Origin of the sequence: Methylocapsa sp. D3K7 (assembly GCF_029855125.1) — a bacterium.
Lineage (GTDB): Bacteria > Pseudomonadota > Alphaproteobacteria > Rhizobiales > Beijerinckiaceae > Methylocapsa.
Genome location: NZ_CP123229.1, coordinates 1,594,674 through 1,612,901 on the forward strand (window position 1 = coordinate 1,594,674; position 18,228 = coordinate 1,612,901).

Below are 18,228 nucleotides of genomic sequence, written 5' to 3' on the forward strand. Positions count from 1 at the left end.
CCTTATTCCTTTGGCCGGACAGCCTGCGGCTCAAGATGCGCGGACGAATCGATGCGCACCCGTGCTCCCGCCTGCAATTTGAGCTGACCTTCGGCAACGACGACTTCGCCAGCATCGACCCCTTCGAGAATGGCGACACGATCTTCCCGTACATCGCCGACGCGCACGGGTCTGCGTTCAATGATCATGACAGCCTCCTCCTTCGCCGGTGCCGCCTGCGCAGCACCCGACTCCGGAGGAATGGGCTTAACCACGAAAACGCTATCTCCATAAAGCGAATAGGTAATAGCAGTTCGGGGCAATGTCATGACCTTAAGGGGTTCCCCGGCAAGCACGTTCACATTGGCAAACATTCCGGGCCTGAGTTGTTTTTTGGCATTGTCAAGCTGACCGCGCACCGTGACATTGCGGCTTTCCTGAGCAACCCGTGCATCGACGGTTTTGATCACGCCATGAAATATTTGTCCTGGATAAGCGTCGACCTCGAGTTCGATCGGCAAGCCAGCTTTCAGCAAGCCGAGAGATTTTTCGGGTACCGGGAAATCAACAAAAATCGGATCAAGCTGCTGCAAGGAAATAAGGCCGGCTCCCGGCGAAACATATTGCCCAAGATCCAACTTACGAATTCCGACTCGGCCAGCAAATGGAGCCGTGAGCATCTTCTGCGCGATGATGGCGCGAACGCGTTCCACCGCGGCGGCGGCGGAATCTCGCGCCGCTTCAGCGGAATCAAAATTGGCCTTGGCCGTATTGCCGCCTTGGATCAGCTGACGCTGACGCCCAAGCGCGAAATCAGCGTTCTTGAGCACCGCGAGATTATTCTTAAGATCGGCCTGCTCCACCGAATTGTCGATTTCGAAGAGAGGCGCGCCTTTTTCTACGTCTTGGCCCGACTCAACCCGGACGGCGACAATCGCGCCGCCGATTTGCGGCGCGATTTCGATTTCTTGGACGGCTCGCAAGGAGCCAATCGCGGGCAGACGCGGTGTCCAGGTCTCGCTTCGCGCCGTGGCGACCGCAACCGAGGTTGGTGGGGGTACCGCCGCAAGGATGAAGCTTTTGATCATCCCAGGTTTGACGACGAATTGAAAATAGCCAAGCCCCACGCTCAGTGCCGCGAGAAATATCAAGACGCCAATGAAAATGATGCTACGCTTCATGTTTCCCGACCAAGTCGTCTCCAAACGGTTCAGGTGCGTTCCGCCACTTCGGAGAAGATAAAAGCGGTAAGCTCGTCAGGCGATCGCCATCCCGATTTGTCAGCTTCTCCGGACGCGGCGGCCCCTCCGCCTCTGCCGCCCCAGCGTCGCAAAGTCAACGCCACTGTCCCGCACTCATGACTCAGCTTCTGGATCATCGCTTGGCCGCGGAAGCGAACATACGTTTGCCATTCCCTCGAATCATATGGGAATAGCGTAAAGTAGATTTTAGTCTTAACTATTCAGAAAATACCCTTCGCGGAAAATCTCCGCATTTGTGAAAGAGATTGATGGCCATCCATCGCTGGCTTGTAGTCACGCCACAATCAGACGAAACTACGGCAGCGCGTAGGCAAGATCACTTCAACTCTATGTGTTTGGGATATGGGGCGGCAGATCCATCAAAGATCCCCAATGTTTATCCTTAGCTTGACACAGCCGGTGGCGGAGGCTGGCGATTGCGGCGCACCTCTTCGAGAATCGCCTTGGCCGGCGAAAGTGCAAACAAATGTTCGACCGCTACGCTAAGCTTGCGCCGCCAGTTGGGCCGTTCCCCATCAGTTCCCGGAAGGTTCACCGCAACCGTCTCCATGGCAAGATCATCGGCCTGGATGAAGGTCAACACGGAGTTCGATGCTGCCACATAGCCATGTATGCGAGCAGCGGCTGTTTCGCCGAGCGGAGCCTCCGAGTCTTGCATTGAGCCGGGAGAGTCTTGCCTTGAGATCGCTTCCATTAAGGCGGTTTTCTCGGCGGTGCGCTCGGCGGCGGCAGACGCCGCGTCGGCAAGCAACCCTAGCTTGGCTGATTCGGCGAGATCGTCGGCCTCCCACCAGCCGGCCAGCGGCGGCAAATCGTGAGTTGCGGCGCAGGCCACGGCTAGTCGAGGATAGTGATCGGGCGGCAAAAACCCTTCCGCATTCCTCTCGAAGCGCAGCACCCGGTAGGAAAGAATCTGGGCCGCTGCGAGTTCTTCGCAAAGGCCCTCCGGCACGGTGCCAAGAGCCTCGCCGACAACTGCGGTGCTCGCGCGAACGCTTTCAAGCATAAGCTGGCCAAGGAGATCGGCGAACGGATAAGCAAGATAAGCGCCGTCGCGCCCAGAGGCCCCCTCCGGCACGAGAAACAGGCGCTTGAGCCCAAGTACATGGTCGATCCGCAATATCCCAGCATGCGCCATATTCGCGGCAATCAACTCGGCAAAAGCCGCAAAGCCTCCCCTTGCAAGCGCGCGTGGATCGTAGGGTGGAAGATTCCACACCTGGCCATTCGGGCCAAGCGAGTCCGGCGGCGCACCGATCGAGACCCCCGGCATCAAAACCTCCGCCGCCGCCCATGCCTCCGCGCCATCGGGAGCGCAACCGACTGCGAGATCTTGGTACAATCCGAGCTGTAAATCGCCCGCCTGCGCGGCGGCGTCCAACTGCCGGTCCGCGAGCCACTGGAGAAATTTAGCGCGGAAAATCGCTTCCTCATGCGCCGCGGCGAAGCCAGTGATCCCGGCTCCCAAAGGCGATTTGAGTGGCTCAGGGAATTTGTCGCGTGTAACTTGGAAGCTCGCCTCGATCGCCGAGAAAATCGCAAAACGCCGCAGCGTCTCGCCGCCCGCGCGCGAAAAGGCCCGGAAATCTTCGACGAGCGGATCGGCGGGGCGCCTCGCAGCGAGATCGCGGAACGCTGCATGGGCGGCATCGAAGATCGGGTTTTTGAGCGCGGCGACGGCGGCATAGTCGACGAAAGGCTTCGCCGAAAGACGCGAGGCTTCTGACAGCGACCGCTCGATCACGCCACGCACCTTCGCAGTGAGAAGTGGAGCTGGCAAGGCAAACGCATCGATGGCAAGCGGATCGAGAAAGCGCCGGTCGGAGGGGTGATAAGGGCTCGCGCGATCTGGCTTGCTGCCAAACAGTGCGTGCAGCGGATTGATCCCAAGCGTGACGGCACCGGCAGCCGCCGCCTCTTCGGCAAGGAGCCGCAGCGAAGTGAAATCGCCGATCCCCTGATCACCCATTCCCTCGACGGGCTGGCGCCGCAGTGCGTAAAGCTGCGCAGCAATCCCAAAAAACCGGCTATCTCCACACAAGATCTCCGGCAAAAACGCGACGTCAGGAACGATGGCGAGACGGCCGGAAATCTCTGGCGCCGCGTCCGTCCAGATCCGATGCCGCCCAAGCGGCAAAGGTGGTAGTGTGATGTCGCGAACCGCCACCCTGCGCCCATCGGCGGCGACGGTTTCACCTGGCTGTCCATCGTTTGCTCCAATCACGACCGAACGAGTCGAGCCGTCTTCAAGCGCGATGGTCACGCCGAAGCGGCGTCCAAGCCGGGCAAGGTGGCCGCCGAGCCGGATCGTCCCGCTGGCGGACTCGCGACGTGTCGTCGCGACGGGCAATGCGCGGAGTTCGCGTTCCTCGGCAAGCACTGAGAGGCTCGCCCGAGCTTCTCCTATTGATGACGCGGGCAGTCCAAGAGCTGCGAGTAACGCCTGGACGGTGTCCTTGGGAACTTCGTGCCTGTGCCCATACACATCCACCCAATGCGGAGCGATCCCTGCCGCCTTAGCCAAGCTATCGAGTACATAGCTCGGAGTGCCGGTTGCACGGCGGCGGCTGTCACGAGACGGTTGCTCGACAAGAATTGCCACTGAGCGGGCGGCGAGTTCATAATGCTCGGCCTCCAGCGCGGCAGGAACGCGGTCCGGCCGCGCGGAGTCGATGGCACAAGACCAAACATGATCCTTGCGCCGCCCCGGAATCTCGCAGGCACGTGCGTCCTCGCTCGCGTTGATCAGCACTGCGACCCGGCTTGACGCGGCTCCGCCCGTCTCGGCAATGCCATCCCCCAAACCATAGAACACAGCGACGAGGGTTTTCGTTCGCGGGTCATTCCAGTCTTTTGCCTGGAACGGATAACCCTCCGGTGTCAGCCACTCGACATCGGGTATCCCGGTGGCGTCGACTGGCCCACCTGTCAGTGGCGTTTCGGCGTTGAGGGCGCCGTGCGCGCGGCGCACGCGGATCAGCCGTGCAACGAAATCGATAAGCGAGGCGTCGGCGTCGGCCCAGTTGATCCAGGCAAGTTCATTGTCCTGCGCATAGGCATTGTTGTTGCCCCTCTGCGAACGGCCCAATTCATCGCCCATATTGACCATCGGCGTGCCGCGCGCCACAAATAGGGTAACGAGCAGAGCACGAACATCCCCTGCCCGCCGCGCTAAGATCACGGCATCTTCCGTGGGACCCTCAGCGGCGCAGTTCCAAGAGAGATTATCGTTGGTTCCGTCGCGATTATCTTCACCGTTCGCGCCGTTGCGTTTGTTTTCGAATGCCACAAGATCGGCGAGGGTGAAACCGTCATGCGCGGTGACAAAATTGACCGACCGCGAAAGGGGCCGGTGGCGGGGTCCAAAAATATCCGCCGATCCGGCGAGCCGTGTTGCAAGGCTCCCGATGGAGCCAGGATCGCCGCGCCAAAATTTGCGGAAGCGATCGCGCGATTGGTCATTCCATTCTCCCCATGCCGCTGGAAAGGCCCCGAGCTGGTAGCCACCGGGTCCCAGATCCCAGGGCTCAGCGATATGAATCAAATCCTTTAGCAAAGGGTCTTGCGTGATCGCTGCGAGCAGCGGGTGATCCGGATCGAAACCGTCATCACTGCGACCAAGCACAGGCGCGAGATCGTAGCGGAAGCCATCGACACCAGCACGGATAACGGACGTACGCAGCGCTTCAAGCGCGAGACGCATGACCGCTGGGCGCTCAAGCGCTGGCACATTGCCACAGCCGGAATCGTTGGCATAGAGTGCCGGTTTGCCAGCCGCCAGCCGGTAATAGCCGGCATTGTCGAGACCGCGCATCGACAGGGTGGGACCAAATTCGTCGCTCTCTCCGGTGTGGTTAAAAACCACGTCGAGAAGAACTGCGATGCCAGCCGCGTGCAGCACGTCTACAGCGCCGCGCACCTCTGCCCAGCCGCCCGGCGCGAGACGCGGATCGGGGGCAAGCATCGCCATCGGATTGTAGCCCCAATAGTCGCTAAGCCCTAGCGGCGGCAGATGCCGCTCGTCAATCCATGCCGCGATCGGCAACAATTCGACGGCGGTCACTCCCAATCTTTTTAAATAATCGATCGAAGCTTCATGCGCCAAACCCGCAAAGGTACCGCGAATGGACTGAGGTATGTCCGGATGCAACTTGGTGAAACCGCGGACATGCATTTCATAAATGACGAGGTCACGCCATTCAATGCGCGGACGCCTTGGCAGCCGAAACGGCTCCGGTGCTTCAACGATCGCTTTTGGAACGAAAGGCGCGCTATCAATATCGTCTGCCGCCGCGCCATGGATCCGCGCGTCGAACAAACTTGCGTCGAGCATGAATGGCTGGTCGAGCCGCGTCGCGAATGGATCGACCAATAGTTTGGCACAATTGAACCGATGCCCGAGCTCCGGCTCAAAGCGGCCATGTGCGCGCAAGCCGTAACGGGTACCGGGGCCGATGCCCGCGATATGGCCGTGAAACACGTCGCCCAACCGGCCGGGCAGGTGCACGCAGGCCGTCTCGCACCCTGCCGCATCGAATAGCGAAACGAGAATCGCCTCGGCGCTGCTCGATGCAACGGCAAAATTGACCCCGCCCCCGTCAGGAGTGGCGCCAAACGGCTCCGGCTTGCCCACATGGACGCGCGGATTGCCCTTAGGAGGCAATGGCGTGTCACCGGCGCTCAGGTGATCACCGACGGCGTCTCGCGCCCCGTATAGTACGCAATCCGCGCACACTCTCGCGACAGTACGATGAGATCGGCCAGCGCTCCGCCGGTCTCCTGGTTTTGTTGCGCCCGATCCTGTTCAAACCGTTCAATATAAACCCGCAGCGTCGCCCCAGACGTGCCAGTCCCTGACAACCTATAGACGATGCGGCTGCCATTCTCGAAGTGCAGACGGATACCCTGATGCTCCGAGTCCGAGCCGTCCACTGGATCATGATAGGCGAAATCGTCGGCCCCAATCAGGCCGGGCCGCGCAGCCAGCGCACCCGTCAATCCTGGCAGCGCGTCACGCAAGGCCTGCATAAGTGCATTCGCGCCATCGGCATCAACCTCTTCATAATCGTGCCGGACATAATAATTTCTCCCATAGTCCGCCCAGTGTTTGGCGGTAATCGCCGCAACACTCTCGCCCCGCACAGCCAAAATATTGAGCCAGAGCAAAACCGCCCAGAGTCCATCTTTTTCGCGGACATGATTGGACCCCGTGCCTGCGCTCTCTTCACCGCAGATGGTGGCCAAGCCCGCATCGAGAAGATTGCCGAAAAACTTCCATCCCGTCGGCGTCTCGTAAAGATGCACACCAAGCCGCGCGGCAACGCGGTCAGCCGCTCCACTGGTTGGCATCGAGCGCGCAATCCCTGCAATGCCCTTGGCGTAGCCTGGCGCAAGGCGGGCATTCGCGGCCAAGATCGCGAGACTGTCAGAGGGCGTCACATACTGGTTCCTGCCGATGATCAAATTCCGGTCCCCATCACCATCCGACGCCGCGCAGAGATCTGGGCCACCCGGAGACATGGCCAAGTCGAAAAGATGTTTGGCGTTGATCAAATTAGGGTCGGGATGATGTCCACCGAAATCTGGAAGCGGTGTCCCATTCAGAATCGAGTCAGGCAGCGCGCCAAGCATATCGACGAAAATTCGTCCGGCATAAGGCCCGGTTACCGCCGACATCGCATCGAACCGGAAACAAAAGCCAGCCTTGAACAAACTGCGGATACGGTCAAAATCGAAGAGCTCCTGCATAAGTTCCGCATAGTCCTCAACAGGATCGATCACCTCGACCTCGCCTGGCCCAAGGCGGACTAGGCCGAGCACATCGAGATCAATGTCTGGCGCCACGAGGATTTTATATTCCGTGATGGATTTCGAGCGGGTAAACACGGCCTCGGTTAGCTGTTCGGGCGCCGGTCCCCCGTTTCCAGCATTGTATTTGATGCCGAAGTCACCGTGAGGTCCGCCGGGATTGTGGCTAGCGCTGAGGATAACGCCGCCAAAGGCACTACGACGGCGGATCAGATTGGAGGCGGCAGGTGTTGACACTATGCCTCCCTTGCCCACCAGGATTTTGCCAAATCCATTGGCGATCGCGATCTTCAAGACGATCTGAATCGCCTCACGGTTGAAGAAGCGCCCATCACCGCCTACGACCAGAGTCGTTCCTTCAAAACCTTTGAGACAATCCATGATCGATTGAACAAAATTCTCAATATAGCCGGGCTTTTGGAAGACCACGGTCTTCTTGCGCAACCCCGACGTTCCCGGTCTCTGGTCGTCGAAAGGCGACGTTGGAACAATTTTGAGCATGGATTTTCCCAATTCCTCTGACGGGTTCCCCAGGTTGTTGGATAGTCCTACAATCATTGGGCGCCCGCGGGAATAAGGTCGCGGAAAAGCCTCGCATAAGCGGCGGCCGGAGCGCGCCAGGAAACATCGGTCTTCATACCATTTGCACGAAGGCGATCAAACACCATCGGTGCGTCCCAAAGTTTGCGGGTCCGCTCGATCGCCGCGCCCAGCGTGCCGCTGGTGACCGGCGAGAAGTGAATACCAGTGCCAATACCTGCCGCGACCGCCATCTCGTTCGCATCGATGATCGTATCCGTAAGCCCGCCAACGCGGGCGGCGACCGGCACCGCGCCGTACCGCATGGCGCAAAGCTGGGTCAACCCGCAAGGCTCGAAACGCGAGGGGATGAGCAGCGCATCGGCCCCCGCCTGAATCATATGCGCCGTTCGTTCATCATAGCCGATGAGAGCCGCCACTCGGCCCGGCCGCGCTTTCGCAGCCGCGCGGAAAGCCTCTTCGAACGAAGGATCTCCGGAGCCGAGCACGGCGAGCTGACCGCCAATCCGCTCGATGAGATCGAGATTGGCGAGAATGAGATCGATGCCCTTCTGCCAGGCAAGCCTGCTCACCACGCCAAACAGCAGCGCCTTCTGATCCACGGCGAGCCCAAAGTGCTTTTGCAGAACGGGTTTGTTTTGCCCACGTTTCGCCCGCGTCTGGATCGAATAAGGCGCTGCCAGCCATGCGTCCTCGCGCGGATTCCAGACAGCGTCGTCGATCCCGTTGAGAATCCCCGTCAGCGACTCCGACCGTGCGCGCAAAAGTCCATCGAGACCCATCCCGTGTTCCGGTGTGCGTATCTCGGCCGCATAGGCGGGCGAGACCGTGGTGATCCTGTCGGAAAGAGAAAGACCAGCCTTAAGGAAACCTATCGTGCCGTAATACTCCACCCCATCGAGTGCGAAAGCGCGTGGCGGGAGACCGAGCGGCGTCAAAAGCGCTGCCGGGCACTGTCCTTGGAAGGCGAGATTATGAATCGTGATGACAGTGGCCGGACGCGGATAGCCGTCATAGGTGAGATAGGCGGCGGTCAACCCTGCCTGCCAATCATGCCCATGAACGATATCGGGCCTAAAACCGGGACATTCGCCCCTTGCAAGACGCGCGGCAATTTGGCAAAGCGCCGCGAAACGGAAGGGGTTATCCGGCCAGTCCCGCCCGTCCGGTCCCGCATACGGATTGCCTGGACGCGCGAAAAGATGCGGCGCATCGAGCACGAAAAGATCGAGACCGACGACTTTAGCGCGCAGCACCCGGGCCGCTCCGCCAAAAAGAGCCTTCACCGTCAGCACGGCTTCGGCGGTATTGATTTTATTCATCACCGCCGGATAACCTGGAACAAGCGTTACCACCTCTACAGACTCAGCAGCAAGCGACCCGGCAAGCGCTCCAGCAACATCGGCAAGGCCCCCGGTCTTGATCAGCGGATAGATTTCCGACACGACCGCAAGGACCGTGATACTGCTCATGCGCCGAGCCTGTCGATCATCTGCTGGGTTATGAGCACGATCCCATTTTCGGTACGCCGGAATCGCTTGGCATCCGCCAGTTCATCTTCTCCCACAACAAGCCCTTCAGGTATTTTCACGCCGCGATCAATCACGACATTCTTGAGATGGGACGAACGGCCAATATCGACATAAGGCAAAATGACTGCATTCTCGATCGTGCAATAGGAATTGACACGCACGCCGGTGAACAGAACAGAACGCCTCAACTGCGCACCGGAAACGATGCAGCCTCCCGAAACGAGCGAGGAAACCGCAAAGCCGCGGCGGCCATCTTCATCATGCACAAATTTCGCCGGCGGGGTCACCGCGCCGTCCGTCCAAATCGGCCAGTCCCGGTCGAACAAGTCAAGATCCGGCACGACGCCCGTCAAATCGATATTCGCCGCCCAATAGGCATCGACGGTGCCCACGTCGCGCCAATAGGCCTGCGTCTCATTGGATGAGCGGACGCAAGAGTCCGAAAACCGGTGCGCGACCGCTTTGCCATGTTTCACGAGGAAGGGAATAATGTCCTTGCCGAAATCCCGGCTCGAATTTGGCGTTGCGGCATCGCGGGCAAGCTGGTCAAAAAGAAACTTCGTCTCGAACACATAGATACCCATCGAGGCGAGGCAATTGTGGGGGTCGCCGGGCATGCCTGGCGGATGTTTTGGCTTTTCGACGAATGCGGAGATGTTGTCCGACGGGTCCGTGTGCATGACGCCAAAATCGGACGCCTCTTTGCGCGGCACTTGGAGACAGCCGACGGTCACATCGGCGCCGGAGTCGACATGCTGTTGCAGCATGAGCTCATAGTCCATCTTGTAGATATGATCGCCCGCAAGCACAACCATGTATTTGGGTTCGCGGTCGCCAATGATGTCGATGTTTTGATAGACCGCGTCCGCCGTGCCCGCGTACCATTGGCTTTCGGAAACCCTCTGACTTGCCGGAAGAATGTCGAAACTCTCGTTGCTTCCCGTGCGGAAAAAATTCCAGCCGCGCGTGAGGTGGCCAATCAGACTGTGCGCCTTGTATTGCGTGGCGACGCCGACGCGGCGGATGCCAGAGTTCAAGGCATTGGAAAGGGCGAAGTCGATGATCCGCGACTTGCCGCCGAAATAAACCGCCGGCTTGGCCCGCCGGTCGGTCAACTCGAGGAGACGGCTGCCGCGCCCGCCAGCGAGAATAAAGGCCATGGCCTGACGCCCGATCGGCGCACTCGATCTCATTCTTGTTTCTCTCCAGCGTCCCCAAAGCCTGAGTGCCTATAAAATTCGCGAAAGCGGCCTCCTCATTGATCCGCGAATTGCAAATAAAGGGTCGCGAGCGGCGGCAGTGTCAGTTCGGCCGAAGCAGGCAGTCCATGCGAAGAAATATCCCCTGCCGCGATCCCTCCGAGATTGCCTAAGCCAGAACCGCCATATATCTCGACATCGGTATTAAGAATTTCCCGCCACCATCCGGGGCAAGGGAGGCCGATCCGGTAGCCATGGCGTGGCACCGGCGTGAAATTGGCCACCATGACCACCGGCGGATCTTGCGGGGCCCCATATCTTATGAAGGCCACCACGGACTGTTCGCGATCATCGACCACAATCCAGCGAAAGCCTTCCGGCTCGCAATCGCGCGCATGCAGTGCCGGTTGCGTCTGATGAAGCCGGTTCAAATCCCTGACCAGCAGCTGAATCCCTTTGTGCAGTGGAAATTCGAGAAGGTGGAAATCGAGGCTGCAATCCTCGTTCCACTCCCGGCGCTGCGCGAACTCCTGGCCCATGAACAAAAGCTTCTTGCCAGGATGCGCCCACATAAATCCGTAATAGGCGCGAAGGTTCGCAAATTTCTGCCAATCGTCGCCCGGCATTTTGTTGATCAGCGAAGCCTTGCCGTGCACCACTTCATCGTGGCTGAGCGGCAGTACAAAATTCTCGGAGAAGGCATAGAGCAAGCCGAATGTCAGACGGTCATGGTGCCATTTCCGGTGCACCGGATCTTGCGCCATATAGGCGAGCGTATCGTGCATGAAGCCAAGGTTCCATTTGAACCCAAAACCTAGGCCGCCCGCATGCGTCGGTGAGGATACCCCCGGCCATGCCGTCGACTCCTCCGCGATGGTCACGGCGCCAGGATGCGCAGCGTAAACGAGTTCGTTAACCCGTTTCACAAAAGCCACGGCATCGCGATTGTCATTACCGCCATCGCTGTTTGGGAGCCATTCGCCTGGCTTGCGCGAATAATCGAGGTAGAGCATCGAGGCGACGGCATCGACGCGAAGCCCATCCACATGATAGCGGTCGAGCCAGAAAAGCGCATTGGCCGCCAGAAACGCCCTGACTTCGCGGCGGCCGAAATCATAGATCGCCGTGTTCCAGTCGGGATGGAAGCCAAGGCGCGGATCGCCATGTTCGTAAAGCGGCGCGCCATCGAATTGCGCTAGGCCATGAATGTCGGTCGGGAAATGTGCCGGCACCCAATCGAGGATGACGCTAAGACCCGCCGCATGCGCCCGATCGACGAAGCGCGCAAAGCCTGCAGGATCGCCGAAACGCCGGGTCGGCGCGAAAAGGCCGATCGGCTCATAGCCCCATGAGGCATCGAGCGGATGTTCCGAGACCGGCAGCAGCTCGATATGGGTGAAGCCAAGTTCCGACACATAGGGAATGAGGCGGGACGCGAGTTCGTCGTAGGAGAGAAATCGTCCCCCGTCGCCGCGCATCCAAGAGCCGAGGTGGACCTCATAGATCGTCATCGGCTTACGCCTTGGATCGCCATTCCGGCGCCGCTCAAGGAAATCCCCGTCAGTCCAGGCGAAGCGTTCGGTACGAGCCACGATTGAGGCCGTCGAGGGACGCAATTCGCCCAAGAACCCGACGGGATCAGCTTTCAGCGGCAAAAGTCTGCCATCGTTGGAAACAATTTCATATTTATAGGCCGTGCCTTCATTGACCTCCGGCGCGAAAATTTCCCAAAGACCGGAATCGATGCGCTTGCGCATCTGATGCCGGCGCCCGTCCCAGGCATTGAAATCGCCAACGACCGAGACCCGCCATGCGCGCGGCGCCCAAACCGCGAAATGCACGCCGGCGATTCCTTCGAATGACATGAGATGCGCCCCAAGCCGCTCATAAAGCTGGCGATGGGTCCCCTCGACGAAGAGATAATCATCCGTCGCGCCGAGCACCGGTGGCAAGGCGTAGGGATCGATGAAATCCCAGGTTCCGTTGCTATTCGCCGCCCGCAGGCGATAGGGAAACCGGCTCGCGCGATGTTTGGCAAGCCCTTCGAAAAAGCCGCCGCCGCGCGCTGTGAGTTCGATCTCCTTCGTGCCGTCTTCCAGGACCGCTGCCACGCTTTCGGCATGCGGTACCAAAGCGCGGATCACTATTCCATCCGCAGTTTCATGCGGACCGAGCACAGCGAAGGGATCCTGGTGGCGCGCCACCAGCAAGGCCTGCACCGTTTCCTCGCCAATCCGCCAATTTGGGCTCGCGGCGGACTCTTTGTCTCCGCTGCGTTTCCGCCCGAACCATCCCATTTCATCCCCTTCCGGGCGGCCGCACCGGAACGTTCCAGATTTCCTGCGCATACTCGCTGATGGTGCGGTCAGAGGAGAACCAGCCCATACGGGCCGTGTTGAGGGCGGCCGCCTGCCACCATGCATGTTTATCGCGCCAGCGCCGGAACACCGAGCGCTGGGCCTCGAAATAGCTGTCGAAGTCGGCGGTGACCAGAAAATAATCATTATGCGTCAACATATTGACGAGGCCCCGATATCGGTCGGGCTCGTCGGGAGAGAAAACACCCGAACCAATTGCGTCGAGCACCTCGGCAAGCTTGACCGACCGATTGATCGCGGGCCGCCCGTCGATCCCTTGCTGCCGGTGCGCCTCGACCTCCTCCGCCGTCAGTCCAAAAATAAAGATATTTTCGGCGCCAACCTTCTCGCGAATTTCAACATTGGCGCCGTCGAGGGTGCCGATGGTTAGGGCGCCGTTCAAGGCGAATTTCATATTTCCGGTTCCCGATGCCTCCATACCGGCGGTCGAGATTTGTTCCGAAAGATCGGCGGCCGGAATGATCCGCTCAGCGAGACTCACATTGTAGTTGGGCAAGAAGACGATCTTTAAAAGTCCGCGAACCGTAGGATCCGAGTTGACGATCTCGGCGACATCATTGGCGAGCCGGATGATCAGTTTCGCGGTGGCATAGCTCGCTGCCGCCTTGCCCGCGAAGATCTTGACCCGTGGAATCCAGTCCCGCATGGGTTGCGCGCGGATGGCATCATAGACGGCAACTGCTTCCAATATATTGAGGACTTGCCGCTTATATTCATGGATACGCTTGATGTGCACGTCAAAAAGCGCGTCAGGATCGATCACGACTCCCACGCGCTGCCGGACGAGTTTCGACAGCGCGACTTTGTTCGCCCGCCGGTGCGCGGCGTAGCGTTCCTGGAACGACGAATCGCCGGCGACGGCGGCAACCTTCTCCAGCATCATCGCATCGTCGAGCAGCCGGTCGCCGGTCACCTCAGTCAAGAGCGACGTCAACCCCGGATTTGCTTCCTTGAGCCAACGGCGGAAGGTGATGCCATTGGTTTTGTTCGTGATCCGTCCGGGAAGCACGGAATCAAGCTCGCGAAAAACCGTAACTTTCATCAAATCCGAATGGAGCTTCGATACCCCATTCACTTTGTGCGAGCCCAAGAACGCGAGATGTCCCATGCGCACGCGCCGCCCATGCGCCTCGTCGATCAGCGACAGCGCCGATAGTGTCTCGCCCGTCACGTCTGGAAGTTTGCTCACATTGGCAAGATGGATGGCGTTGATAAGATAGATGATTTGCATGTGGCGGGGGAGCAGCCGCTCCATCAAAGGCACCGGCCAGGTCTCCAACGCCTCCGGCAGCAAGGTGTGGTTGGTATAGCTGAAGGTCGCTTGCGTCGCCGCCCAGGCTTCGCGCCATGGAACCTGATGCAAATCGACGAGAATGCGCATCAGTTCGGTAACCGCGATCGCCGGATGCGTGTCGTTGAGCTGGATCGCCACCTTGTCGGCAAGCGACTCGATGGCACCATGCTGGCTGAGGTGACGGCGCACCAAATCTTGCAAGGAAGCAGACGCGAAGAAATATTCCTGACGCAAGCGCAATTCCTCACCTGCAGGTGAGGCATCGCTTGGGTAGAGCACTTTGGAAATAGATTCCGCACGAACCCGGTCCATCAGCGCGCCGACATGATCACCGCTGTTGAAGACGTCGAGTTGCAGCGGATCTGGCGCCCGCGCCGACCACAGCCGGAGGGCGTTGACATGGGCGCCGCGCCATCCCGGAATCGGCGTATCATAGGCAACCGCCTTGACGGTTTCTGCCGGATGCCAAATATGCCTGACCGAACCGTCCTCCTGGTGTTCGGCCTCGATGCGGCCGCCAAAACCGATCTCATATTCGAATTCCGGCCGCGGAAATTCCCAAGGATTGCCAAACGACAACCAGTCTTCCGGATATTCGAGCTGACGCCCGTCCTTGATTCGCTGCCGAAACAAGCCATGATCGTAGCGGATGCCATAGCCATATGCGGCAATCGAGAGGGTTGCCATGCTCTCCATGAAACAGGCCGCGAGCCGGCCAAGGCCGCCATTGCCGAGCGCCGCATCCGGTTCAAGTTCACGCAACTCCTCGAGATCGACGCCAAGTTCTGCAAGCGCAGCGCGGGTCTGTTCGATCATCTCCATGTTGGTGAGCGCATCGATCAACAGACGGCCGATGAGAAATTCGAGACTTAAGTAATAGACTCGCTTGCGATGCGTCCGATGGGTTTCATCGTTCGAGGCGATCCAGCGCTCAACGATCCTATCACGCACGGTGAGTGCCGTCGCAATGAACCAGTCGCGCGGGCGCGCAGTGACGACGCGCTTGCCAAGGGCATAGGTGAGCTTTTCGATAATCGCGTCGCGAATTGCCGCCACGTCCGGTTCAGTTTTCACGCCGCCTTCCCCGGCGGGAGCATCCTGTTTGGAGGCAGCGGTTTCGATTTCCAATTCCATCGCGGCGGACCTCCATCGGGAACTCAAGGACCGCCGGCACGCGGCCAGCCGCGCCCGGGCTGTGGCCCGTGACTTACTTGATCGACCCTCTCCCGCGTTCTCCCAGCCCGCGCATTTGACGCGCGTGACAAAGCGGCAAATTTCGTATCCGGTTCTGCATCGGCCGCTTGTGCCGACACTATAGGCAGTGGTCCAGCATGCCGCAAGATCAGTTTGGCGGCACCCCTTTGACGTCTTCACCGCCTCGGGAATAGGCTGCGGACGCCGGATTCGTGATTAAGAATCAAGCAACCGCGGTGGCGGATTTCCTTCCCTCTGGCAAACCAGAGTGAAATGCGGCGGCCGCGTGCTATTATATTCGGCGTTCATTTTTGAAGAGGAGAATTGCCGTGCTCGTTTCACCGCCAATGAGCGCCGCGAGCGATCCCGTCGAGCGGATCGAAGGTGATTGGGCGGCGGGCGTGCTTTTTCTTTGCGACCATGCGACCAACGCGCTGCCTGAAGCCTATGGAACGCTCGGGTTAACCAAACAACAACTCGACCGCCATATCGCCTATGATATTGGCGCTGCCTGGCTCACCCGTCATCTTGCCGGAATTTTCGGAGCTCCGGCTATTCTGTCACGATTCTCGCGGCTCCTCATCGACCCCAACCGCGGCGCCGACGACCCGACACTCGTCATGCAGCTCTCGGACGGCGCCATCATTCCTGGAAATGCCAGAATCAGCGCCGAAGAAATCCATCATCGTACTGCGCGGTTTTGGCGGCCCTACCGTCACGCGATCGCAACGGCAATTGAAGCGATGATGAAACATGGCCCGCCCCCGGCAGTTGTTTCAGTTCATACCTTTACGCCCTCGTGGAAGTCCCTCCCAAGGCCGTGGGAGATTGGCATCTTGTGGGATAACGATCCGCGCATCGCCAAGCCTCTGATAGCAGCGCTTCGCCAGGAGGGGCTCTGCGTCGGCGACAACGAACCTTACGATGGTGCGCTTCAGGGAGACACTCTGGACGAGGAGATCACTCGGCTTGGGCTCGCCGGCCTTCTCATCGAAATACGCCAAGACCGCGTCAGCACGGAGCCCGAGGCAACCGCTTTCGCCAATCGGCTGGCGCGCCTCCTGCGTCCGATCCTCGCCTGTCCGGACCTCCACCGCAAGGCATTTTACCCAAGCCGCACTGGACGTCATGTGAAATTAGCCAGCGCCGATAGGCAAGACCCTCTGGCGACATAGGATTGTGGGGATTACCCCTTACACGTCTTGACGCTCGCCAGCGGAAGCCCTCATTGCACTCCCATTGTCGCGAGCAGCGCCCTGGATACGGCTGACACAGTGCCTAGCTTCGCAAGCCGCGGCCAGTTAACGGAATGGTGGATGATGGACGATATAGCCAAAACAGGTGTCGCGGCGCAGGAGCTTACGCAGTTCGTCGAGCGTGTGGAGCGGCTGGAGGAGGAAAAAAAGGCAATTTCAGACGATATCCGCGAGGTCTATGCTGAAATGAAAGGGCGCGGTTTCGATGTGCGGGCGGTCCGGCAAATCATACGAATCAGAAAGCAGGATCATTCCGAGCGAAAGGAAATGGAAGCCGTTCTCGAACTCTATATGGGTGCCCTAAATATGAACTGAGCATAGCTGAGCGGGTAACTATATTCTGGGCTCACGTTTTTTTTGAAATAATAATTCTCTTCGCTAGAATATTTGGCCGAAAAAGGTGTTCCCGAAGGAAACTCCTGCTCGGCATGTTCTTCAACCGTGTGAAAAAACTGTTTGGGTCATTCGTAGCATTTTCCCGATTGTAAAATAGACTCCGTTCATTGCACAGTTTCTGGCTCTATTTTTGGAAAATTGAAATGATTGATATTGACGAGGTTCTCGCGGCCGCGATTCGTACTACGTTTCTGCAACTGAACGGTCCCGCGTCGCGGCTGCCTCAGCATATCGAAGTGGCGATCGCCCAGCGCATTCGCGCGGCTCTTGAACAAGAAGGCGTTATAGTAGCGCCAGCACGCCGAATACCAAGCGCCGCGAAATCAGACGAGACAAAAAGCTCTCAACACGCCCCGCATTCTAACTGAATAGAGTATCCGCTCAGGAACGCGCCGTTGGCTTTTGTTGGCGATGCCTGAGCCCAACGGCCGGGCGATCAGCCGCCAAGTAACCGCCCACGAATGAGCCGCTCTAATGCAAATCCTGAAAAAATCGTGCAGGCTGCCCAGGCCATTAGATAGGTTTTGTCCAACACCAACGAACCATAGCCATCGTAATAGGCTGATCGCATCCATTCGATTGCCTGAAGAACGGGATTAAAACTCAAATAGTAGCGGGCAACTTCCGGCAAAGAATCGGGAACGAACATGACGCCCGACGAGATGTACAGGGAAATGATGATAAGCGCGTAGCCCGTCATCCACCCGACGAAAGCCGTAGCGATGATCGCATTGATGATCCCCATGCCAAGGCCGAGCAGGACCGAAGCCCCAAAAGCGAAAGAGGCCTGAGCGATGTCGCGCGGCATGAAGTCGACCTCACAAAACCATAGGATCAGGAAGAGCGAAGCCGTCATCATGCAAGCTCCGAGGATTTCAAGGAAAGCGCGGGCCATGAGGACATCAGTAATTTTGACGACCGGAAAGACGATGAGAGGCCGGTTCAACACCAGCCCTATCATGATCCAGCGCGACATGTAGCTGAATGTCATGAAGGGCACGAGTCCGGTCGCAAAGAAGAGGATGGTACTGTTGCCGAATGGTGCTGTCCGGCCAAGGCTTGTATAGACTGTCAGCAGGACAAGAACATGGACGAGTGGCCACGCCACACTTGAGAAGAGAAAACCAAGGCCATTGCCGAAATAGCGGGTTTTGACGTCACGCAGCATCAGAGCGTAGATTACTTGCCCCTGCGTACGGAGAACGTCTCCCAGCGAGATCGCACGGTTTTCCAGTTCGGGCATCTGATTTCCTGGATATGGATGACGGCTTAACTTGCCATGGCAGTCAATACTAAAGACGTGACAAAATTTGCTGCTTATAGTTCTTCCAGTATCTTCCTGGAATGTGGCGGGATTTATGCGTTACTGCATATTTCCCTTCCCTTCAGA

General features: G+C 58.7%; 11 protein-coding genes. 3 read left to right on the forward strand and 8 right to left on the reverse strand.

All coding sequences use genetic code 11. From position 1 onward, the window contains the following. Positions 1-2: 2 nt before the first annotated feature. From QEV83_RS07275 to QEV83_RS07305, 7 genes are all read right to left on the reverse strand, one after another. Positions 3-1,160 (reverse strand): efflux RND transporter periplasmic adaptor subunit, encoded by a 1,158-nt coding sequence (locus tag QEV83_RS07275; protein WP_280130540.1) that lies wholly within the window; start codon positions 1,158-1,160, stop codon positions 3-5. A gap of 463 nt (positions 1,161-1,623) precedes the next feature. Further along, positions 1,624-5,904 (reverse strand): glycogen debranching protein GlgX, encoded by a 4,281-nt coding sequence (gene glgX, locus QEV83_RS07280; RefSeq protein ID WP_280130541.1) that lies wholly within the window; start codon positions 5,902-5,904, stop codon positions 1,624-1,626. Between the two features lie 17 nt (positions 5,905-5,921). After that, positions 5,922-7,550, reverse strand: a complete 1,629-nt coding sequence (locus QEV83_RS07285) for an alpha-D-glucose phosphate-specific phosphoglucomutase (protein WP_280130542.1) — start codon at positions 7,548-7,550, stop codon at positions 5,922-5,924. A 53-nt stretch (positions 7,551-7,603) separates the two neighbouring features. Next, positions 7,604-9,061 carry a glycogen synthase GlgA gene (gene glgA / locus QEV83_RS07290; RefSeq protein WP_280130543.1) on the reverse strand — a complete coding sequence of 486 codons (1,458 nt, stop codon included), beginning with the start codon at positions 9,059-9,061 and terminating at the stop codon, positions 7,604-7,606. Beyond that, positions 9,058-10,314 (reverse strand): glucose-1-phosphate adenylyltransferase, encoded by a 1,257-nt coding sequence (gene glgC, locus QEV83_RS07295; RefSeq protein WP_280130544.1) that lies wholly within the window; start codon positions 10,312-10,314, stop codon positions 9,058-9,060. Before glgC ends, glgA begins: the two co-directional genes overlap by 4 nt. 62 nt (positions 10,315-10,376) lie before the next feature. Beyond that, positions 10,377-12,617 carry a 1,4-alpha-glucan branching protein GlgB gene (gene glgB / locus QEV83_RS07300; RefSeq protein ID WP_280130545.1) on the reverse strand — a complete coding sequence of 747 codons (2,241 nt, stop codon included), beginning with the start codon at positions 12,615-12,617 and terminating at the stop codon, positions 10,377-10,379. 1 nt (position 12,618) lies between these two features. After that, positions 12,619-15,126, reverse strand: coding sequence for a glycogen/starch/alpha-glucan phosphorylase (locus QEV83_RS07305; protein ID WP_280130546.1), 2,508 nt, complete (start codon positions 15,124-15,126; stop codon positions 12,619-12,621). 389 nt (positions 15,127-15,515) lie between these two features. Between QEV83_RS07305 and QEV83_RS07310 the strand changes: the two genes are divergently transcribed. The 3 genes from QEV83_RS07310 to QEV83_RS07320 all read left to right on the forward strand — a co-directional run bounded on the left by QEV83_RS07310 (position 15,516) and on the right by QEV83_RS07320 (position 17,206). Beyond that, the gene (locus tag QEV83_RS07310) at positions 15,516-16,361 is read left to right on the forward strand and encodes an N-formylglutamate amidohydrolase (protein WP_280130547.1); all 846 of its coding nucleotides are present in this window, start codon (positions 15,516-15,518) and stop codon (positions 16,359-16,361) included. 141 nt (positions 16,362-16,502) lie between these two features. After that, on the forward strand, positions 16,503-16,757 hold the full coding sequence (locus QEV83_RS07315; RefSeq protein WP_280130548.1) for a DUF2312 domain-containing protein: 255 nt from the start codon (positions 16,503-16,505) through the stop codon (positions 16,755-16,757). 224 nt (positions 16,758-16,981) lie between these two features. Continuing rightward, positions 16,982-17,206: a hypothetical protein gene (locus QEV83_RS07320; protein WP_280130549.1), complete on the forward strand. Its 225-nt coding sequence runs from the start codon at positions 16,982-16,984 to the stop codon at positions 17,204-17,206. Positions 17,207-17,274: 68 nt separating this feature from the next. Here QEV83_RS07320 and QEV83_RS07325 read toward each other — a convergent pair whose 3' ends face one another. After that, on the reverse strand, positions 17,275-18,081 hold the full coding sequence (locus tag QEV83_RS07325) for an ABC transporter permease (protein WP_280130550.1): 807 nt from the start codon (positions 18,079-18,081) through the stop codon (positions 17,275-17,277). Positions 18,082-18,228 lie beyond the last annotated feature (147 nt).